This window comes from Microvenator marinus, from assembly GCF_007993755.1.
GTDB classification, from domain to species: Bacteria; Myxococcota_A; Bradymonadia; order Bradymonadales; family Bradymonadaceae; genus Allomicrovenator; species Allomicrovenator marinus.
Window position 1 is genome coordinate 2577964 of sequence record NZ_CP042467.1, and the last position, 21259, is coordinate 2599222.

The 21259-nt window shown below is 55.8% G+C and carries 20 protein-coding genes; 5 read left to right on the forward strand and 15 right to left on the reverse strand.

The window, feature by feature from the left end:
• The 8 genes from FRD01_RS10600 to FRD01_RS10635 form a co-directional block, all read right to left on the reverse strand.
• On the reverse strand, positions 1-1011 hold the full coding sequence (locus tag FRD01_RS10600; RefSeq protein WP_146959418.1) for a hemin-degrading factor: 1011 nt from the start codon (positions 1009-1011) through the stop codon (positions 1-3).
• On the reverse strand, positions 995-1789 hold the full coding sequence (locus tag FRD01_RS10605) for an ATP-binding cassette domain-containing protein (RefSeq protein WP_249756171.1): 795 nt from the start codon (positions 1787-1789) through the stop codon (positions 995-997). Before FRD01_RS10605 ends, FRD01_RS10600 begins: the two co-directional genes overlap by 17 nt.
• Positions 1786-2787, reverse strand: a complete 1002-nt coding sequence (locus FRD01_RS10610; protein WP_146959422.1) for a FecCD family ABC transporter permease — start codon at positions 2785-2787, stop codon at positions 1786-1788. The genes FRD01_RS10605 and FRD01_RS10610 overlap by 4 nt, the downstream gene beginning before the upstream one ends.
• On the reverse strand, positions 2784-3683 hold the full coding sequence (locus tag FRD01_RS10615) for a heme/hemin ABC transporter substrate-binding protein (RefSeq protein ID WP_146959423.1): 900 nt from the start codon (positions 3681-3683) through the stop codon (positions 2784-2786). The genes FRD01_RS10610 and FRD01_RS10615 overlap by 4 nt, the downstream gene beginning before the upstream one ends.
• Positions 3680-4537, reverse strand: a complete 858-nt coding sequence (locus FRD01_RS10620) for an HmuY family protein (protein WP_146959425.1) — start codon at positions 4535-4537, stop codon at positions 3680-3682. Before FRD01_RS10620 ends, FRD01_RS10615 begins: the two co-directional genes overlap by 4 nt.
• 11 nt (positions 4538-4548) lie before the next feature.
• On the reverse strand, positions 4549-5067 hold the full coding sequence (locus FRD01_RS10625; protein ID WP_146959426.1) for an HmuY family protein: 519 nt from the start codon (positions 5065-5067) through the stop codon (positions 4549-4551).
• Complete coding sequence (locus FRD01_RS10630; protein WP_146959428.1) at positions 5061-6950, reverse strand: TonB-dependent receptor plug domain-containing protein; 1890 nt, start codon at positions 6948-6950, stop codon at positions 5061-5063. Before FRD01_RS10630 ends, FRD01_RS10625 begins: the two co-directional genes overlap by 7 nt.
• A gap of 133 nt (positions 6951-7083) precedes the next feature.
• Positions 7084-8118, reverse strand: a complete 1035-nt coding sequence (locus FRD01_RS10635; protein ID WP_146959430.1) for an arginine N-succinyltransferase — start codon at positions 8116-8118, stop codon at positions 7084-7086.
• A gap of 97 nt (positions 8119-8215) precedes the next feature.
• Here FRD01_RS10635 and FRD01_RS10640 point away from each other — a divergent pair, with 97 nt between their 5' ends.
• The gene (locus FRD01_RS10640; protein WP_146959432.1) at positions 8216-8725 is read left to right on the forward strand and encodes a hypothetical protein; all 510 of its coding nucleotides are present in this window, start codon (positions 8216-8218) and stop codon (positions 8723-8725) included.
• Complete coding sequence (locus FRD01_RS10645; RefSeq protein ID WP_146959434.1) at positions 8722-9060, forward strand: CpaB family protein; 339 nt, start codon at positions 8722-8724, stop codon at positions 9058-9060. Before FRD01_RS10640 ends, FRD01_RS10645 begins: the two co-directional genes overlap by 4 nt.
• Here the strand turns inward: FRD01_RS10645 and FRD01_RS10650 are convergent.
• Positions 9005-10249 (reverse strand): hypothetical protein, encoded by a 1245-nt coding sequence (locus FRD01_RS10650; RefSeq protein WP_146959436.1) that lies wholly within the window; start codon positions 10247-10249, stop codon positions 9005-9007. The two genes, FRD01_RS10645 and FRD01_RS10650, sit on opposite strands and share 56 nt — an antisense overlap.
• Positions 10250-10424: 175 nt before the next feature.
• Between FRD01_RS10650 and FRD01_RS10655 the strand changes: the two genes are divergently transcribed.
• Positions 10425-12230 carry a tetratricopeptide repeat protein gene (locus FRD01_RS10655; protein ID WP_249756172.1) on the forward strand — a complete coding sequence of 602 codons (1806 nt, stop codon included), beginning with the start codon at positions 10425-10427 and terminating at the stop codon, positions 12228-12230.
• Positions 12231-12545: 315 nt separating this feature from the next.
• Here FRD01_RS10655 and FRD01_RS10660 read toward each other — a convergent pair whose 3' ends face one another.
• Positions 12546-13166, reverse strand: coding sequence for a DUF4241 domain-containing protein (locus tag FRD01_RS10660; protein WP_146959440.1), 621 nt, complete (start codon positions 13164-13166; stop codon positions 12546-12548).
• An 18-nt stretch (positions 13167-13184) separates the two neighbouring features.
• Positions 13185-13940, reverse strand: coding sequence for a triose-phosphate isomerase (gene tpiA, locus FRD01_RS10665; RefSeq protein WP_146959442.1), 756 nt, complete (start codon positions 13938-13940; stop codon positions 13185-13187).
• A gap of 153 nt (positions 13941-14093) precedes the next feature.
• On the opposite strand from tpiA, the gene FRD01_RS10670 reads away from it, so the two are divergent.
• A complete protein-coding gene (locus FRD01_RS10670) occupies positions 14094-15026 on the forward strand; it encodes an SMI1/KNR4 family protein (RefSeq protein ID WP_146959444.1) in 933 nt (310 codons plus the stop codon).
• Entirely contained in the window at positions 15023-15856 is an 834-nt protein-coding gene (locus FRD01_RS10675; protein WP_146959446.1) for an MBL fold metallo-hydrolase, read from the forward strand. The genes FRD01_RS10670 and FRD01_RS10675 overlap by 4 nt, the downstream gene beginning before the upstream one ends.
• A gap of 77 nt (positions 15857-15933) precedes the next feature.
• Here the strand turns inward: FRD01_RS10675 and polA are convergent, their stop codons facing one another.
• Genes polA through FRD01_RS10695 form a run of 4 tightly spaced genes read right to left on the reverse strand, consistent with a single transcriptional unit; the run spans position 15934 to position 21244 of the window.
• Positions 15934-18792 carry a DNA polymerase I gene (gene polA / locus FRD01_RS10680; RefSeq protein WP_146959448.1) on the reverse strand — a complete coding sequence of 953 codons (2859 nt, stop codon included), beginning with the start codon at positions 18790-18792 and terminating at the stop codon, positions 15934-15936.
• A gap of 6 nt (positions 18793-18798) precedes the next feature.
• Positions 18799-19698 (reverse strand): CDP-alcohol phosphatidyltransferase family protein, encoded by a 900-nt coding sequence (locus tag FRD01_RS10685; protein ID WP_249756173.1) that lies wholly within the window; start codon positions 19696-19698, stop codon positions 18799-18801.
• Complete coding sequence (locus tag FRD01_RS10690) at positions 19695-19976, reverse strand: hypothetical protein (RefSeq protein ID WP_146959452.1); 282 nt, start codon at positions 19974-19976, stop codon at positions 19695-19697. Before FRD01_RS10690 ends, FRD01_RS10685 begins: the two co-directional genes overlap by 4 nt.
• A 14-nt stretch (positions 19977-19990) precedes the next feature.
• The gene (locus FRD01_RS10695) at positions 19991-21244 is read right to left on the reverse strand and encodes a tetratricopeptide repeat protein (RefSeq protein WP_146959454.1); all 1254 of its coding nucleotides are present in this window, start codon (positions 21242-21244) and stop codon (positions 19991-19993) included.
• Positions 21245-21259 lie beyond the last annotated feature (15 nt).

The window sequence follows — 21259 nt, forward strand, 5'->3', positions numbered from 1 at the left end:
TCAAAGTGAGGACAGAACGTCTCGCCAGCCTTGAAGCTCGGGGTTACCGGGCTTTCGCGCACCGAAGACGGAAAGGACCAGGTTTTCATCGTGGTCAAAGACTTCCAGCGAAGTCACGATACCATCCACGGTTGGCTTTTGCACGACCCAGGCCTCTTTGAGTTTGGTTTGGTTGATGTGCAGGTTCATGCCCTTATCGAGCACATTCCACCAGGTATCTGAGTGGCGAGTCGTGTGAATCTGACCTGTGAAAATCTCGATCATTCCGCGGCTTCCCACGAAGAACATGATTTCCAGATCTCGAGTCGTAAGCTCGTCCAAGAGGGCCTGCAGAGTACGCACGGGAACCTGCTCCACGTACTCTTCGGGCCCGCATCTTAGCGCCGCAAGCCGTGGTAGCTTGAATGTGCGAAGCATCGGGAAGAAATCATGCGTGTCCTTCAGCTCTCGCCACGCCTTTTGGAATTCATGTTGATCAAAGTCATCTGGGCCCTTTGATGCAGGCTTGTCGAGCTCTTTGACCTCAATCGGTGGTTCGTTAGTGGTGCCAAACTTCTCCACAATCAGGTCGTAGACCTCTACGGAGCTCGCCGAGCGCAACCAGATCTTGAAGACAGCCACCCCTGCGGCATCAAAGAATTGTAGGCTTCGCATACGGCCACGCGGCGAGTCTTTCTCCACCGCAAACCCGTACTTCCAGGCAAAGAGGAAGATTCGAAGATCAAACCCTGGCTCTAAGCCGAGGCCGATCATTCCGTCAAAACTCAAGTCGATGAACTGCCCGTCTATCTCGAGCACCACAGCCTCATTTCGCGTCAGGGCCATGACTTCACCAAGGTCTCTGCACGCAAATAGAATCTCTTTCCACTCTGGTCTGAGCCGTGTGGCGCTCTCCCCGATCTGAGCTTCTACGATCTCAGCCTCGCTCACACCCAATTCATTGGCTGCATCACGCGCGCGGATACTGGGTTGTTGATTTTTCAAGTCTTCAAAATTAGCTTGCAACGACATCGTGACTCCTCTCTAAATTTCGAATGGGGAAAACTGCCGGAATTTGGTCCGGCCCGCGTAGAATCTGCGCGTGCACACCGAAGCCCATGTAGATGGCATCCGGCGTCAGCACGTCATTTGGCGAGCCTTCGAGCAAGAGGCGCCCGTGGCTCATCATCCATATAGAATCGGCGTATTGCGCCGCCAGATTAAGGTCGTGAAGTACAACAAGAGTGTGCAGGTCGAGGCTCTTTGTCGCCCTCGCCACCACATCCATAAGAAGCATAGAATTTGCGATATCGAGCGCTGAAGTAGGCTCGTCCAAGAGCAGCCAGCCTCCGCGCACACCGTGCAGCTGCGCCAGCGCCCGCGCGACCATCACACGTGCCTTCTCGCCGCCAGAAAGTGTGGGGAAGAGCCGGTTGGCGAGCCCATTCATATCTAGTGAGGCCAAGATATCAGCTGCAAGGCGACGCGCACCAGGCTCGGCGTCATCATGTGGCAGACGCCCCATGGCCACCACATCCAGCGCCGTATAAGCAAAGGGAAGGTGTGTAGATTGAGGGACCCAAGCCCTTTGCAGCGCTTGTTCTTGGGGCGAGAGCTCTCTTAGGCTCCGGCCGAGGACGATATCGCCCTTGAAGTCCATGACGCCGCCAATCGCCTTGAGCAACGTGGACTTACCGGCACCACTTGGGCCAACGAGAGCGGTGATTCCGGGCTCAAGCGTCGCACTGACACACTCCACAAGACTCTTATCCCCAACGCAAACGCACACACCGGACAAAAACCCGCTCATGCCCATGCTCCGTGAAGTCGCCGACGCAAAAGATAGAGGAAGAACGGCGCACCAATGGCCGAGGTGACGACGCCGATTGGGAGCTCCATAGGCACGGCTACGCTGCGCGAAAAGAGGTCAGAAAGCATCAGGAGCCCTGCCCCCATGATGGCCGAGCCGATTAGAAGTCCGGAATGGCGCGGCCCGGAGAGTATGCGCACGAGGTGCGGCACCACCAAGCCTACAAAGCCGATGATTCCAGTGAAGCTTACGCCTACGGCCACCAAGACTGCGCTTAGCGCGATGACCCGTCTTCTCAGGTCGCGCACGTTGATACCGAGCGTGGCAGACTCTTCATCGCCGAGCACGTATGCGTCGATTAGCCGGGAGTGCCACCAGATTCCAAAGGCACAGACCAGCGTCACGGGAATCAATAGCGCAAGCTGGGCCCAGGTCAGGCCAGCCAACGATCCCAGCATCCAGACCGTGAGGTTTCTCAATTGAGCTTCGTTCGAGACGAAGGTAAGTAATCCTATAGCAGCGCCGGCAAACGCATTGATCGCCACGCCTGCCAGAACCAAAGTAGCTGAATCACTCGCCCCACGAACGTGGGCGGCCCCCCAAACCGCCCACGTCGCGAGCAGCCCACCAAAAGCCGCGAGGGTCGAGAGTGTTGCCGGGTGGAGCAGACCCGGCAACACAATTATGGCAAGCACCGCCCCGAGCGCGGCACCGCTTGAGACCCCCACAAGCCCAGGATCGGCGAGTGAGTTTCGGAAAATAGCCTGCATGGCAGCGCCTGCTACTCCGAGTCCAGCACCGATGACGAGGCCACCGAGAATTCTCGGCAAACGCACGTGCATCAGAACAGGGTGTAAAGAATTTTCTGGGTCCATGAGTGCGACCAACGCCGCGCTAAGACTTGACCCCATGGCACCCACACTCATGGAAACGAGTCCGATCAGGCCTAGCAAGACTAGACCCAACGACCACCACATGTGTCGGCGCATGGTCATCATTTTTTGAGCGCCTCGGCGATTTTGGTCTTGAGTTCGAACACGGCCTGACCCGAACGGGGCCCGAAGACCATAAGCTGGTCATTGACCAGCACGAGGCGCTTGGCCTTACCCGCTGGCGTCTGAGCCACGCCCGGAATCTCAAACACACTGTCCTCGCCGCCCATACTCTGGACGCCACTCTCACCCATGACGATAACGTCGGGCGCAGCAGCGATCACAGCTTCGGCGGTCAGGGGCTTAAACCCCTCAAAATCTTTGGGCACAACTTCAGCGCCGGTCAGCGCGATCAAGTCTCCGGCAGCCGTATCGGGACCGCCGGCCATGATGATCTTCTGACCCCGCGCGTAGATGTGCAGAACCTTGGCCTCTACTTCTGGAGCGGCCTTTGCCTTCTCGATATCGGCATCCATCTTGGCCAAAAGCGGCTTCGGATCGGCACCTAAGCTGGCGGCAATCTTCGTCACTCTCTCTTTGGCGCTCTCTAGAGATGTCGCGTCTTCGAAGGTCAAGAACTCAACGCCCGTAGCCCTGAGCTGGTCCAGAGCCGGTGGCGGTCCAGCACCTGGGCCCGTCACGATTTGATCCGGCTTGAGCGCAAGCAAAGGCTCCACGGCGAGCTGCCTGAAATAGGGCAATGTCGCGACCTTTTCGGCATCGGCCGGATAGGTGCTCGACGCATCCGCCGCCACCACCTGTTCACCGAGCCCCAATGCGAAGACTGTCTCGGTCACGGCTGGGGTTAAGGTGACGAGCCTTGGAGCCTGCTCCGCCGGGGCTTGCTCTGCCTCTTCAGGAAGAGCGGCCGCCGGTGTGGATTCGGCCTGAGGCTTCTCGTCCTTGCACGCGCTCAAGCTCAAGCTCAACCCCATGATCAGAAGTAGAGGCCAGGTTCTCATTGGGCGACCTCTTCCCACTTCACGGTGTAGACGCCGCTCGCCCAACCATCGATCGCAAACTTGAAGGTCTTGGTACCTTCGGCATTTTTGACGAAGTAAACATCGGGTTGAGTGGAGATGCCCATCTCATAGCTGTACCAGCTCTCACTTCCACTTGGATTATCCAGGTTGAGCAGGTTGAATGCGGTGATCAGGTTGTTGATTGGGTCTGTGTCCGGGATGCAAGAGGCATCCATGGTGTCGTCGGTGGCCCAGGTGGTGACGCTTGCGAGCGACGCCTCCTCAAAGGTTGTGTCTGCCACTTTGCCGAGCTCCACCGCGCCGATCCCCGAGCTTGAGCTGTTGGTGCGGATCAGTACGCGTTTGAATGCAAGGTCCCACTCGGTGTTCTCATAGGCACCGAAGTCATCCACTTCCACCTTGGCACCCGTGTCCAAGTCCACGTAAAGGAAGGATGATGAGGCTGCGGCCATCGATCCACCGGATGCGGCGTCAATCGTTCCACTGAAGACACCCTCTGCTTCAGTGATGGACACCGCGCCGGCGTTGACGCCCTCGTTGAGCGGCCAGCCTTCTTTGAGTTCGTCAAAACACGGCACATCGATCACGGGCGGATTGTTGACATTGTTCACCGTGACAACTGTCTCGTTGTTGTTGGTATTGTTGGTGTTGTTATCACCCGTCGTGCCAGAGTTGGTGTTGTTATCGTTGGTCCCAACATTGGTGTTGTTGCCGGTAGTGTTATTACCGGTGGTATTGTTTCCAGCGGTGTTGTTTTCGCCGCTATCACCTTCGTCTCCACAGCCGATCCACATAGCAGATAAAATTAAAACTAAAATGTACTTCTTACTCATGGGTTCTTCCTTCAGGTCGTTTCGATTTCTTCGAATGAAAACTGGATGATGGCAGAGGTTCCTGCCTCATCGTAATAAGATAAAATGCGGATTTTGAAGACTCTCCCTTCGTCTGAATTGACTACGTAATCTCTCTCTTTTGGGGTCACGATATGACCCATCAAGTTGTAGTCAAACCAGCCTTCATTTTCGTCCTGGAAAACATAAAAAGGGTCTTCAGGATCGGAGTAATCATCAACCAGCCACATAAAGAATTCGGGATCAAAATCTTCGCCCGGATAGATACCTGCCTCCACCGAGGTATCGGGGTTAAGTCTGACGCGAAAACGTTGAAATCCGATATCCCAACCGTCCTCGCTTTGCTCACCGGAATCAAGGTCAAAACCGACCCAATCGTCTTCAGATGTGGCGTCAACAATCGCCTCTCCACTCTGGAGTTCCACGGCTGCTGAAGTCCCGCCTTCGGTCTCAAGTTCAGGGGCGCACGCCACGCTAAATGCGGCGACCAATATGATGAGTATTCTTACCATTGTCCTTCAACTCCTGCGTAAAACGACCTTGGCTCGATGGGCAGTCGGTCCGCGGAGCCGGCATCAAACACGTTGTTGACGCCAGCGTTCAGGGAAAAGCCCGCCCAGAGTTCCTGGTCTATCCTCAAGGCACCGAAGACCCACGGGTCGTCGAGATCTAAAGTTGTGCTCCCATCTTCTTGAGCGACGTAGAATGCGCGCCTACCGGTCACTCGGCCGCGCACGTCGAGTCGGGTGCTCGAGGTCAGGTCAACTTGTGCCCCGGCCGAGCCACGAAAAAGAGAGCGACCCTCGAGTGGAAGACCGAGCGCGCGGTCCTCGGTGTCTTCAAAGACCATGGTAACCCACGCGCGCCAGTCGCTCTGCCTAAGGTTCAGCCGAGTCTCAAGCCCCATGCTCCACGCCTCGGCGATATTGATGTACGAGAACTCGAGCGGCATCTCTGAGGTGGTCTCAAAGCCAATCATATTGGTGATCTCATTCCTGTAGAACGAGGTGCTTATGCTGAATGTCCGGTTAGGCGCCCATTCAAGCCCGGCATTGGCTCCCCAAGAGGACTCCGGCTCGAGGTCTGGATTTCCACGGATTACGTAGCCCACGGCGCGATTATCAAAGAGCAAGAGTAGCTCCCGGAAGTCCGGTGCTCGATACCCCATACCCACACTCGTGCGCGCTACGAGTTCCTCAAAAATGTCCCAACGCGCAGCGATCTTAGGCGTCACTTGCGGGCCGTATTGCGAGTCAAACTCGGCGCGTACGCCCGGCATGATGGATACGAGGGGCTCGGTGCTCACGTACCACTCATCTTGAGCAAAAACCGCCACTCGCTGGCGCGACCCATCCGAATCAAGCCTTGGGCTTGAAAGGGTCTGATGCATAAAGTCCATGCCCACCACGAGCCTATGGGCACCGAGGAAGATATCCAGGTTTGCGCGTGCTTCGGCGAGGTTCTCGGTGGTGATTTCGACCTGGTCGAGGGCGTCGGAGCTTCGCTGGTCGTTCGCGAATTGGTCGCGCATGTAGCTGTAGTCCGCACCAGCGTTGAGCGTGATATCCTGAGTTAGCTTAAAGCTCGGGGCGAGCCCCGCCGCGACGTCTTCGGTACGGTTGGTGCGGTCGAGGATTGCTCCGGTCTCGAGGGTGTCGACGCGTTTCGAGTCGCGAACCTGGTAGCTCGAATGGATCATCCAGTCCTGGTTTGTACCTTTGAACTCGGTGCGCTGAGCCGCCTTGGCGATCATCAACTCCGGGATCCAACGATCTCCGTTTGACTGGCCGAAGTCGGCGCTAACACGAGAGCTAAACCAGTCTTGATTGACGGCCCCTTGCGCTCCGAGGTCAAGCCGCGCACGTGAGCCTCCGGTGGCCTGCGCACTGAGTTCGGTACTCTTGGGTGATTTGGTGATGATGTTGATCACGCCAGCCAGTGCGTCAGCCCCGTAGAGGGCGGACTGAGGACCTTTGACGATCTCAATGCGCTCAACGTTCTCAAGCCTGATCGCATTGAGGTCGATGGTACCGTTGACGCGTCCGATGGCGCGGCGTCCATCGATCAGGATAAGTGCGTACTCAGGGTCGAGCCCCTGCATGAGGACACCGGACCTACCGAGACTTCTTTCGAGTTCAAGGCCGGCTTCGGTGACTAGGAGATCCGCGACGGTGTTTCCGCCGGTGGCGTCTATAGTCGCACGATCGATGATTTCTACCGACGTCGTCTCATCTTGGAGAGAGCGCGCACTTCTGGAGGCGGTTGTAACCACGGTGATTTCGTCGGCGGTTGATAGTTCTTCCTGCGCACTTGTTTGCGCGCTCATCAACACAAGAATCACTCCCACCAGAATCGGGTTCACTCGCTTCATGAGAATGGTGATATTGAAAATCATTCTCAATTTCAATTAGAAAATTCGATTTTTTTTCACCAATCGATAGCCCAAGGCGAAAAGCATCCCCTAAGCACCTGTATTTTATGGCTCTTCTATTGCGAATGAGACGCGGAAATAATTTCGGCCACCCAAACTAGAGATCATTGAGCGGCAAGAAGCCGATGCGATCGCCTGGCTTACACCTGAGCTTGTCGAGCCCGTTGGAGTAGAAACGCACACCGTCCTCTCCCAGTCGGTAGGCGCCCACAGTAGCGCGGAAACGCACAAGGTGAGAGTCGTACTCAAAGCCAATCATCGCCGTGCCATCGCCTGGATCGTCGGCATCCAAGGTCCCTGCGAACTTCTGCCACACTGTGCGTTTTACAGCCTCGCAAGAGCGTGTTCGGCACCGAAACGTCGGACCACCATCGAATGGATCGATGCTTTGATCGTATTCAAACCCGATACCTCGGAGCATTTTCTCCACAGGTTTTGTAGGCGTACCTACTTTGCCGATTTTCTCGGCCACGTGATCTGGCAGAAGCGCTGTGTACATGGGCTCAAACGGGAAGAGCGAGCGGATGAACTCGATATTCTCGCGGCTCATTTTATCGGCCGTCATATAGTCGAGACCGGTGAAGTTGTAGCCGAGATGGTGCCAGAGATCGCTTGTTCCATCCGCGTTCAGCTCGGGCAAAAGCTCCGCGACAATCTCGTCTTGGAAGCGCTCGGGGTGCATGCCGATATATAGAAAGCGCACGTAGGCCAGCATTTTTCCGAGTTTCAGCTTATGGCCGCGGTAGTCGGGATGGAGAATCAAGCCACCGATTTCAGTCGGACCGTGGAAGTCGAAACCGAGCTGCACGGTCTGATGACGAAAATGCTTATCGATGGAGCTCGAGTACTTCTGGACCTCACGCACGTGGAAATACACGGCAGGGCGCTCAAAGGTGCCGTGCTTCGCGATAATCATGCAGGTTCCCACGACACGGTCTTGTTCGATATCTCGGAGCACAAAAATATACTCGGCATCGTCCGGCTCGTACTTGCCGCCGAAGCTTGCGCGGCTATACTCAATGAGTCGCTTAAGGACGTCTCGGTCTGCAGGAAGATTGAGAGTATTCAAACGCGACGCAAGGACTTCGAGGTCATCAAGGTCACTTGGTCGAACTTCGCGGAGCAAAAACATAGGTGTCTACGGGAATCCGGAAAGCCAAAAGAGTGTTATTGAAGATAGCGCCAAAATAAGCGCCGGCACAAGTTGACACCGCAAAAGAGAGAAACGCATGAAACTTCCATATACCCTCTTGAATCAGGCACTGAAGAGCTCGAGCCAGGCGGTGACCACTGCAAAGAACGCGAGCCTCGGGCAAATCGCGCGCAAGTCCGTGCAGTTTGGCCCGGCCAAAGACCTCGCGATGATCTGCGGAAGAGCAGGTGTCGCCGGTGCTGTGGTCGACGGCTCGATCGGTGCATTCAACGCGACTCGCGCAGTGGTAGACGGACGCCTCGATACGAAGGGCGCGATCAAGCACGTGGCCGCTGAAGCCGGTTGTGGTTTCGCCACGTCTTCGGCGGGTACGGCGGGTACGCTCGCCGCGTATATTGTCACGGGCACCATGGGGCCAGCCGCGTTGGTGGCTGGAATGGGAGCGTCCATGGGCACACGATGGGCGTATCGCAAAGTGGTCGGTGAAACCCTTGTTGAGGCTGTCAAAGCTGAGCAAGAGTCAAAACCTGCCACCACCGAAGAGAAGACGCCAGACGTCATGGAAGAGATCGGACCCGAAGAATGAACCAAGAAATGAAGGAGAGGCTCAAGCTCTTTGGGCTTGGAGCCGGCGTTGGAACGGGACTCTCCATCCTGCTTCTCATGGGGTGGTTTACATCCTACGAGCCGCCCGCCGAAGTCACCAAACGGGTGGTGGTCAGTAGTTGTGACCTTAAGTCTGGAGAAACTCTCACAGAAAAGTGCACTGAGATTCGGGACGTGGCCGAGCGCTTTGTGCCACCGGGTGGGCTCGAAGCCGAGCGGCTTCCCTACGCTCTAAATAAGAAGGTCAAAGTCGATGTCCCTAGCGGTCACGCCTTTCGCGGCGACGATATCGAAGGCCTACCACCAAGGCCATAAACAACCAGATTGCGGGGCCGCCTGAAGCGGTAGCACAGCTCGAGTCTTCTCCTTTGTCATCTCTAGGCTCGGGCACTCCAGAACCCATATCCTCGGGAGGCGTTCCCATATCCACATCGGGCCCCATATCCGGCATCTCGGGCTGCAGAAGCCCAAGCTGGCGCGCGATCTCGGGCCAAACCGTAGGACACACGTCGGCCGCCTCGGAGCCTTCCGCGCATTGTCGCTCGCCGGTCAATGCCTTGAACTCCACGGCGTACTCAGGGTCTTGACCCTGCTCGATGTAGACGAGATCGGCGCCATCGAATCGGTTCAGTGTACAGACGAGGAACCCTTCTTCCCACGGGCGTACACACGCCGCGGTCATCTCGTCTGCGAATGCTTCCCAGTTGACTTGGCCGTCCACCAAATCTCCTGTCAGCGTACCCACACTCAAGCCCCGAGACTGGTTGAGTCCGGAGACCACAACACGAGCTTCGTCCACAAAACTCGCGTCCGTGGGCCAGGCTTCGATAGGCAAGGCTTGAGCTGCAGGTGACTCCAAGGTTCCCCAAAACAAATTCTGGGTCTCGGCTTTTCCGAGCCAAAGGACTTCTCCCTCGCGCGCATCGAGCACATAGGGATAGGTCATAGTCGGGGTGTCCAACACCGTTGTAGCGCCGCTGATTCTATTGACCGACATGATCACGCCGGCCCCCATGGCATCGCGATTGTAGCCCGAGACGATCAGAGTCTCCTCATTCGCAAATCGAACGGCGGTTAGATAGATGTTTTCGGCAATATCTGCCTCAATCTTTGCAACTGCCGCCGATCCCCCTGCCTCGCCAAGAGCCGAAACTGTGTAGAGTTCGGGTCCATTTTGGTTCTGAACCCATGCCGCGAGGCCGGCGTCCAAATTGCGCGCTACGTCGGTTGGAAGCCCTGGGAGCTCGCCTGCGCTCTGAAAAGAACAGCCGTCTGCCGTCTGCCAGATATTCGTGGCCGAAAAAGCAGTCCAGAGGTCCTGACCGAACGGGACGATAAAAAAGCGGTCGCCTCCCAAAAAAGCTTCTTCACACACGAAGCCGTCGAACGTGCTCCCCATCGCCCCAAAATTTGTCTGCAAAAGCCACGAGTTATCGGTAATCCAGACACGCTGCGAGACAGGTTCGCCCACGTGCGCATGTGCCGAGAATACACTTTGGAACACGAGAATTGTCCCAAAAAGGAATGAAAAAATAGAGCGCGAGGTTGGTTTCACAAGAGTTTACTCCCACAAGTTCGCGCATACGCTAGCAAAGAGAGCAAATGAGTTCCACGCTCCAAAACACTCGCGTCAAAAGTTCGACGCTGGTACAATGGCCCTCGGAAAACACAAACAGTACATGATGAAAAAAGAAAAGCTGATTCAGATCGCGGCGTTAGCGTTAAGCCTGAGTTTGTCGGGCTCAGCCTTCGCAGAAGAAGACGAAAATTTCTCGCTCGAGTCCGCGCGCGAAATGTACGCGTCAGGTGCCTGGGAAACCGCTAAAGAGGCATTCGAAGAAGCCTATAACGGTGCCGATAAGAAGAGTGTAATGCGATCTGAGGCAGCGCTGGAGCTCGCGACCTTACATTGGGAGCAAGGCGAGTATGGTGCCGCGGAGAGGTACATCACGGAGTCGATCGCCACCGCCAAGGCGCTCAAGCTCAATAGTACGCTCGGTAGGCTCATGCTTATTCAGGGTCATATCGAGGCTAGCCTCGGAAAGCTACGCAAGGCCGAGACTACGCTCAAAGTCTGCAACAAGATGGCCGAAGACTATAAGGACATCTACACCGCAGCACTCTGCCGAATCCAGATTCAGTTTGTTCAGAAGTTGCGTGGCCTTCCCATGAATGAAGGTCAGTATCAAAAAGACCTGGCCTTGCTCCGCAACAGCGATCGAGACCTGATGATCGGCACCGCGTTGGCCAAGGGAAGCGACGCGTTTATCCGTAGCGGCGAGTATGATCAGGCGTTGAATTTGCTCAATCAGGCGCAGGCACGCTACGAAGCGGCCGGCAGCACGCCGGCGCAGGCACGAAACAAATTGCGGCGCGCCCAGCTCTACCAAACCATGGGGCGCTGGGCCGATTCGGCAAAGGATCTCTCAGGACTCGAGGCCCAGTTTAGGTCCATGAAGAATCGCCCTAGCCTCGTCACCTACTATGCGCTCGCTGGCAGAATCGCTGCGAATGGTGGGAACAAGGGTGACGCCCTCAAACTCTTTGAAGCCTCTTTAAAGACCGCCAAATCGGTCAATTCACCCCAAATGGTCGCGAACTCGCAACTCGCCCTCTGTGAGTTTCATGCCGAGGCGAGCCACGCGCAGGCACTCGGTGCATGTGCTGAAGCCGAGAAAGGATTCCGAAAAGCGGGCATTCCAGATCTTGCGACGAGGTCAAAGCTGATTCACGCGCGCATGCTCCACAATGACGGGCAGCATGTGAAGGCGCGCGAAGGCTATATGGCTGTGGCAGACGATCTCAAAAAACGGATCTACACGGACCACGACCGACGCAATTTGGCTACGGTTCAGGCAAACCTCTGTCAGGTGGAACTCTTGGTGAAGTCCAAAGGGACTCTGCAGGTATGTCGTGATGCCCTCAAGACCGCTGACGCCTTGAAGTCCGAGGATAAAGAGATCACCAGCATCAAGGCTTCCACACATTATGCCGCGGGAATCGGGGCCAATAATCTGGACGAACTCAAACAAGCGAAGATGCATTTCAAAGCAGCAAGCGAGGGATTTGAGAAGGTCAACGATGAGCTGCGTGCGGCTGACGCCTACTTATGGCTCGGACGAGTTCAAGCTCGGACCAATGATGATGCGGCGCAGGCCTCTTTCCAGCGTTTAATGCAGTTGAGCGCGGGTAAACCAGCACTCAAAGACACGCGACTCCAGGGCTACATTCAGCTTTCTCAATGGATGATGGAGAAGGAGAACTGGAGTGGCGCCGAGGAACACCTCAAGGCTCTCGTGGCTGAAACCAGTAGCTCCCAAGACAAAGCGTGGGGCCATCACGCGTTGGCCCGAGTCCTGCTTAAAAAGGGGGACCGTCAAGGTGCGATCACTGAATTGGAGTCTGGCTTGAAAGAAGCGAAAGCAGCTGGCGACAAGGAACTGGCTCGTTCAATCGAAGAAAGCCTTAAGAAATTTAGAAACTGACAATTGACTTTTTATCCTACATTACCCTACATTGGAGCGAGCAAATACGGAGAACAACTGAGACGAAAAACCTGATGCGTTACGGGTTGGGGGAGAATTCGCCCAAACTACAACCTTCCTCCCATTCATGGAAGTTGGCTTCCGGGAGGCATGTCAAATTATCAAGCGCGGCGTCCGCGTCGCGCCTTCTTGTCAATTTGTAGTTGCCTACTTTACGCCAGACATTGTGCGACCTGGTGTCCTACCATTAACGAACTACCCACCCAAGACGATTTCTTCCTCAACCCCTAACGCATCAGAAACTCAGACCGCTTCTCAATACCGCAATCCAAAAGGCGTAAAGAGAATATCCAGCACTCCGAAATCCACCACAAGAAGGGCCAACTCCGCGGAATCATCTCGGCCAGCCCAGACCTGATACTGTCCTGCAGGGACCTCAACGGCCACGAGGTTCTTCTCTGCCGCCGCCGGCGCTCCGAGTTGTTGCACCGGAATATTTGTCCAACCTAGCTTTTGCTGTCTGCGATTCTTCGAGCACTCGCGCCAGAGAACCCGCTCAAACTCGTCTTCGTCAAGGTTGTGCGCATCCATTGCCAGGGACGCAACGTCAGCATCCATAAGCGCCAAGAGGCCAGACGAGGTATCGAGCGGCTCGAGCTCCTCCCAACGAAGCGCCTCGGCCCCTGAAATCTCGATGATGAGATAGGCGAGTTTCCGCTCATCTCTGAGGTCCGCACTCAAGAGCACTACGGAATAGGCTCCGGCCTCTAGCTCAAGCTCGATCGGGTCCGCGTAGAGCGCGTCCATGGGGTCCAATGCACAAACTTGGCCTGAGCTCAAATTGACCGCACCAAGACGGCGGCGCTCAAGGGAAATATCGTAGCCCTGCCCTTGCCAATCGAGGAGGGCATCATCGCGAAACGGGTCAGTACTCATAAGAAGGGTGTTTTGTTTTTAGCGTGCGGCCTGAATGATGGCTTCAAAGTCCGCGGGTTTTAGGCTGGCACCACCAACCAGTGCGCCGTCGATATCAGGCTGACTGATCAACTCAGCAGCATTATCGGCTTTTACACTGCCACCGTAGAGAATCCTAATCTTGGAGGAAACATCCGTCCCAAACATATTGCTGAGCAATGATCGAATGAACTGATGGACCTCTTGCGCCTGCTCTGGCGTAGCCGTGCGGCCAGTACCGATGGCCCATACAGGCTCATAAGCGAAGATGATCCGGGTCAAGTCATCCGATGAAACGCCTTCTAGACCACCACGAATCTGCTTTTCCACCGTGGACTGTGTTCGCCCGGCCTCGCGCTCCGCGAGAGTCTCACCGAAGCAGAAGATCGGAGTCAAATCGTGAGCGAGAGCGGTGCGTACCTTCTGGCTGATGAGGGCGTCGTCTTCGCCAAAGTACTCGCGGCGCTCCGAGTGCCCCAGAATCACGTGGCTGCAGCCGATCTCTTTGAGCATGGTCGGCCCAACTTCGCCGGTGTAGGCGCCATTTTCTGCCCAGTGCATGTTTTGTGCACTGAGCTTGAGCTTGGAGCCACGGATGGTATCTGCGACTGCACCCAGGTAAATATTGACCGGGCTGATCACAACTTCAACGCTCGGGGAAGCATCGGCCGCTCTGGCCACAGCCTGTGCGAGTTCCCTCGATCCCGAGAGGTCCTTGTTCATCTTCCAGTTACCGGCAACTACTCGGGTTCTCATGGCATTTCTCCTAGCTTCGTCGTTTGGGTCCATAGCGTTTTACCGCGTTGATCTGACTTGGCAAGGGTAGAAAGTCCAAGAGACGAGGTGTACATTGCAGTCTCGGGGCAGATTGTGCTAGTTTCCGCGCCCCTCTCAGCGGGATTAATAATTATGAGCGAAATCATTCATTTAGTGGCACGTTTGAAAGTCGCCATCGACGCCATTGACTGGCTTGGTCGCGATGTTTACCCAAAGCTCCGAGGTCCAGCGAGCGCTGACGAACTCAAAGCATTTGAGGCGCGACTTGGACGCAAGATTCCGCCCTCGTACCGCGAGTTTCTCCGGATGCATAACGGCATGGACGGGCTCGAACAATACGACTGGGGTATTGCCGGGATCTCTGAGGTAGACCGCGGCGAGACTTTTGAGGACGTGCTCTCGGGCCATCAATATGTCTACAAGGCTAAGGATGCCCGTCATCCGGCGCTGGCTGACCTCAAGTCGGCGCATGTGGTCGGCTCGGACTTCGACTACCAAATCGCCTATTTTGCGCCTGAGACGATGGAGGAGCTTGAGCCCGCGATTCGCCGTCTCTCGACGGACCAGGAATACGACGAGCTCCCGCTCTTCGAGCACTTCGAGCAGTTCCTTGAGTTTGTGGTCTCCATCTACGAAGACCTCGTGGATCTGCAGGGTGGCTCGTTTGACGATATGGGTGACGTGGGGGTTGGCGGCGGTGATGAAGATTTGCTCAAGGAATTGGCGAATCTTTTGAAGGCTGAACGTCAACCTGAGCCCGAGCCAGAACCCGCAAAACCCGCGCCGAAACTCTCTCCAGAAATGGAGCTCGCCTCGAAACTCTGCAGGCGCGTTCTGGAGCTCCTGGTGAAAGCTGAGCTGATCGAAGTGGTTGAAGGCCCCGGCATGATCGACTCGCTCGAAGACCTCATGCTTCGCAAGCTCCTTCGCTCGAAGAGCCAGCCTGAGACGGTCAAGAACTGGATCGACGCTCTCTCCAAGGCGCGCGAAGTTGAAGAGCTCTACGGCACTGATGAAGAACTCGCAAAGCTTATGAACAAAGCGTTTGACGAAGTGAGTCAATGAATATCGAGCAGTTCTGGGTTTTCCATTGTGGGTATTCGAAGATCCCGCGTTGGATGATCGTAGAAGGTGGTGGTCGGCAGGAGATTAAACTCCCCTTCCTCGCCGCGCTCGCTGTGCATCCTGAACACGGTCCGATCTTGATCGACGCGCCTTTTGGGACCGAGGGTCCTTCAAACGTCGGCGAGTTCTTGGGCGGCGTCTTGAGAAAGATTGGGGTGGTTTTCAAGGACGAATGGGCCGTTATTCCTAGAATTGAGCGGCTCGGCTTTAGGGCTTCCGAGGTCAACCATGTGCTTATGACGCATATGCATTTTGACCATACCGGAGGCATGAAAAGCCTTGGCCACGCCTCATTCCATATCAATCGTGATGAGTGGGTGGCTGCGACCAGCATGAGTGCGTTTGCGGCTCGGACAAAGGGCTATGTGGTGGAGGATTACCGCGCCTTGACATCAAGGGTAGAGAAGCTCGACCTCAGCGGGGCAACCATTGAGAAGGGCGTAGACGTGTTTGGCGATGGTTCCATCGAGGCTGTGCCCCTTCCAGGACATAGCGCGGGACATACCGGTTGGCGCATTCGCCTCGCTGACCGTGAGATCTTCTACGTCGGTGACGCTGCATTCTCGGTAGGTCACATCACGCAGAACCAGGAACTGGGAATCTTTCCCAAAATCGCTGCAGACTCAAAGAAGATCGCAGGCCAGACACTGGAAAAATTGCGTTGGTGGCATCGAGACCATCCAGACGTGGAAATCCTCACTTCTCACGACGTCGACCTCGGTCAGGCATGTATGAATGGCCCGCTAGGTGTCCACGTAGACGCGGGCTAAGTTAAATGCGATACGAGACGTGCCGTACCGCATAAGATTCGGGTACAGAACGTTTCGTACCGAATTGAGTGAGCGAACTACTTGGCGTCCATCCAGTTGTCGCCAATGCCAAGCTCGACCGTAAGCGGCACGTCCAGCTCAACCACGCCTTCCATCTCATGACGAATAAGGCTCGCCGCACTTTCCACGTGCGCCTCATCCACCTCAAACACGAGTTCATCGTGGACCTGAAGTAGCATGGAGAGCGGGAGCCCCTCTGCTTCAATGCGGTCTTGGATGTTGAGCATGGCCTTCTTGATGATGTCTGCAGCACTTCCCTGGATGGGCATGTTCACAGCCACACGTTCAGCAAAGGCGCGCTGTGCTCCAAACCCCTCAATGGCAGACAAGATTCGACGGCGGCCAAACATGGTCTCGGCATACCCGATGTCGCGCGCGTGGTCTTGAAGTCGCTCAAAGAACGCCTTCACGCCGCTAAAACGAGCAAAGTACTGGTCGATATAGGTCTTGGCTTCTTTGCGTGGAATCTTCAAATCCCTGGCGAGCCGGTTGGCACCCATGCCGTACATGACGCCGAAGTTGATGGTTTTTGCCGCTCGGCGTTGATCGGAGGTCACCTCAGAGAGCTCCACACCAAAAATTCCTGCGGCCGTGGCGGAGTGGATATCATCACCGCGTCGGTAGGCTTCCAGCAGCGCACTATCACCGGACATATGCGCCATGATGCGCAGCTCGATCTGCGAATAATCCGCGCAGATGAGCTTCTTGCCGCGCGCGGGAATGAAGGCGCGTCTTATCTCGCGTCCATAGTCGCTGCGGACCGGGATATTCTGAAGGTTGGGGTTCGAAGAGCTCAGACGCCCGGTGGCTGTCACAGCCTGATTAAAGTCGGTGTGAATCCTGCCAGTATCCTCTCGGATCAAAAGAGGCAGCGCGTCAATATAGGTCCCTTTGAGCTTAGAAAAACTGCGGTATTCCAGAATCAAAGATGGCAAAGGGTGTAGTTCTGCCAGTTGTTCGAGAACCGATTGGTCGGTCGAGGGGCCAGATTGAGTCCTCTTTTTAATGGGCAGACCGAGTTTGCCAAAGAGAATCTCTCGAAGCTGTGTAGGGCTGTTCGCGTTGAGGGGCTGACCCGCAGCTTCGTCGATAGATTCCTGAAGATTGTTGAGGTAGCCCTCAAACTCTTTTCCGAGCTCCTTGAGCATCCCTGTATCCACGCTGATGCCTTTGGCCTCCATTTTGGCGAGCACGACAGAGAGTGGAATTTCCATCTCGTCGTGGATTTGGCGAAGCCCGGCTTCATCGATGACAGGCGCCATTTTATCGCAAGCAAGCAAAGTGATATCGGCGTCTTCAGCCGCGTATTTGGTTGCGCTTTCGATATCAACCATCTCAAAAGAAAGCTGGTTTTTGCCGCTACCGGCTACGTCCTTGAAAGTAATGTTCTCGTGACTCAGATAGTCCTTTGCGATGGCATCGAGGCCGTGGCTGAGCTTTCCCGGGTCGATGAGATAGCTCATCAACATGGTGTCCCACTGAACGCCTTTGAGGATCACGGGAGTGGACCCAAAATCTGGTTTTCCGAGGTCCGGCTGAGCCGTACCAAACAAGAGCCCCTGATCAGACTCTGGCGGCTTCTTCGCCGCGCCACTCTTTGGGCTCGCCCACTTCCCTTGCGCCAAAACCATCCATTCGTATTTGTAGTTCTGCGCGATTTTTGGAAAGTCTTCATCCTCCAGAATTGGCCGAAGCTTCTCGATCACAAACCCGGTACTGAGCTGGTCCGGCGCTCCTAAGTAGCGATGGGCTGTGGGGATATAGACCCCTTGATGGGGCTCCCATGCCAGCGCAAAGCCTACGATTTCGGCGTCCAGAGGATCGATGCTCGTCGTCTCAAGATCGAAGGACACCCTTCCTGCTTCGAGGATTTCCACAATAACGCTATCGAGTTCCTTTTCGGTAGTGATAGTGCGGTAATTCTTCTTCGCCTTTTTATCGGTCCGCTCGGGCTTTGGCATGATAGGTGCCGGGCTTTTTCCCTCAAGAAACCCCTTCTTTTTGGCCCACGTGGTCATGTCCCGGAGCGGCGTGCGCATCTCGAGCTCGGTCATGAGCTCGGTCAGAGTGTCAATATCCGGGGCCGAAAGCCGCAAGGCATCCAAATCCAGGTCCACGGGACAATCTTCTTTGAGCGTAACCAGGTCCAGCGAAAGCCGCGCCTGATCGGCAAACTCGGTCAGGTTTTCTTTTCGTTTTTTGCCGGAGACTTTGTCGATATTGGCGAGGAGATTTTCGAGGTCGCCAAACTCTTGGATGAGCTGTCCGCCTGTCTTTTCGCCGATTCCAGGCACGCCCGGTATATTGTCACTGGTATCACCGCTCAACGCCATCACGTACTTGACCTGATGGGGCGGCACTCCAAATCTCGCGATCACGTCTTCCTCTTTGAAGACTTTGTCGCGCATGGTGTCGATCATCCGCACTCGCTCGTCCCCAAGGAGCTGCATCAAGTCTTTGTCGGCACTGCAAATGCAGACGTGGAGGTCTTGATCGAGGGCCTTGTGGGTCAGAGTTGCGATGAGGTCATCGGCCTCGATTCCGGGCACAACGAGTACCGGAATATTCATGGCTTCGACGAGCTGCTGGAAGAACGGGAGTTGTACCCGCAGGTCGTCCGGCATGGCGTCGCGATTGGCCTTGTATTCGGGGTACATCTCGAATCTGAACGACGGTACATCATGACCAAATGGATCGAAGGTCATCGCCAGAAAATCAGGATCTTCTTGCTCGAGAAGTTTGCGCAACATCTGCATGAACCCAAAGAGAGCGTTCGTCGGAAAGCCCTTTGAGTTTGATAGGTTACGAATGGCAAAGAAGGCTCGGTAGATATAGGCCGAACCGTCAACGATATAGAGCGTAGGATTGAGTGTCATGATTTCTTAGGGCGCTTGGTTCATCACCTTGATTCTGGATATGACCAGAAACATCGGGATGAAAAGGGTCACGAAGACAACTTGCGTGGCTACGGTACCCCATTGGCTCCATCCTAATAAGAGGACTCCGCCATAAATGAAGAACATATGTGTTCCGAGCCCGAGAATCGAGGCGAGCCGCATGGTGGGACGGAACCGAGCTCGGTAGGCTTGAGCGCTCTCTTCGGTCACTTCGCGAAGGTTTAGCGCACCGCTACCGGAGAATTTTTCGGAGAGTTTGAGCTGACCGTTGATATAGGTGTGCATCATGAATCGCTCGAAAAGCGTTCCACTGCGCTTAATCTCCTCGTATTCGGCCAGGACTTCTTCCATGGTCTCAACGCCGTCTGCGTGCGCTCCAGGCCTTGTATTGGCCAAATAGACGCTCTTGGCGCGGTCGTAGACCATGATTTGAATCCACGCGCCAAAGCCGGCTACCGCCGCGAGTGCGAAATAGGGCCACCCATGCCGCAAGAGTATGTCAATTCCCATAAAGACATAGAAGGGAACGAGGACCGCGGAGTCGACGAGTCCGTCGAGAATGCGTCCCATTCGTGTGCCTCCGCCGCGAGCGCGAGCGAGCTGCCCATCGGCGCAGTCGAGAACCACAGAGATGAGCAAGAGCGCGGCAGCCGCGATATAACCATAATCCCCAACCACATCGAAGACCGTCAGAGCCATCACGGCGCTGGCCACCCAGCCGATGAACAAACTCATCCACGTGATGTGATCGGGTCGAAGTGGCGTAGGATGGACCGCAGCCGTCACCAGCGCAGCAAGTCGCCTGTGAAAGTATGCATCGATAGGCTCCTCAACGTCCGGAGACTTGAGGACGATGGAATCTCTGACGCGCTGAACGAAGCTCACTCGAGCTCCCATCCGTCAAAATACTCGTGCACCCGAATCATGAGTTGAGCGGGCTGTTCCACGTCGTCCCAATGACCGAGCGTGACAACGGAGTGTTTGCGATCGTGGACCTCGGCTTCGAAGCCACGGCCGTTGAGCACGACTACCACGTCGTCAGTGGCGCTCAGGTCGATGGAATCATTGGACTTAAACTCTATCCGAGCCGTGCCTTCGTCCACGATGAACGTGATCTCGAGACCATCCTGATTGTGCAGGACTTTGAGCAAGTTCTCACTCATGGGTATTGCCTGGTTTACGCCTGAGCAGGCCGGTTAGCCTGATTCTGGTTGACTTGAATCATGAGCTGCCGCTTGCCGCCGACCATACCCGGAGCCTCTGGGAGCTCGATGGCGAGCTGGCCCACATTGGGGTGTTCTTTGATGATCTCTGGAATCCTATCGACCACCTGCCGCAGGAGTTCCTCATAACCTTTAGGAGCGAGCTTGGCCTCGCCGAAGAGGTCATCGAGAAGCGCACGCACATCGATCGGACGGTTCGGGTTGATCGGGATATTTCCGGCGGGGTTGACCCAGCCGTAGATATAGCCGGGAAGTCGTGCGGTTCCCTCGGCTGCGTCCAGAGTTTCTTTGGCCTTTTCGGGCTTTCCGAGCTGGTCGTAGGCCGATGCTCGAAGCGGGAAAATGTCTGGGATATCGTAGGCCGATTCTACGGTTTCTTCGGCTTTCTTAAGAAGCTCGATGGCGCGTCCTGGTTCGGCTCCGGCGCTGAGTACACATGCGGCCGCCTGGAGATAACCCCATGGTTCTTTTGGGAACAACTCGATGGCGCGCTCCGCGTCTTCGATACCGGCTTCCCAGCTTCCGAGTGCGAGTTCGAGCTGACTTCGCAGCAACAAGCCTGGCGCCAGATAGTCTGGGTCTTCGCCGATATCGATGAGGCGCCCGGTCAATTCCATGGCACGTGGATTGTCGTTCTTGAGGGCCGAAAGACGTGCGAGATTGAGGAGAACTTCCTCATCGTCAGGGTCCGACTCGTGAGCGTATTCCAGGTCCTTCATGGCAGCGTCCATGCGCCCAAAACGCAGGTGGATCGTGCCTCGGATGGCCCATGGTTGCGACTCTTGGTCGTCGATCTCGATCGCGCGATCACAGTCGATGAGCGCTGCGTTGTAGAACTTCATGTGCTCATGAACCATGGCTCGGCCGATGATGGCCGCATTGAGCTCAGGGTCAGATTTGACGGCCTGATTGAAGGTTTGCCGCGCTTCGTCCACCCGGTCGAGGTAAAAGAGCGCGTAGGCGCGTGCGGTCAAGAGGCTCGCGCGCTCTTCCGGGTCGTCGACCTCGGTCACGGACGTATCCGTTTCGTTGACCAATCCGGCGTAATCTTCGAGTTCGAGAAGGAGTTGCGCCTGGGTCACAAGGAGCGCACTCTGGCGGCCATGCTCGGCGAGCGCGGCGTCGAGTTTCTCTTGAGCGTCTTCGAGCTCACCCTCGGCGATCAGGTCGTCGAGTTCATCAATTAGGGCATTCAAGGCGTCCGACATCAAGCATCTCCATCG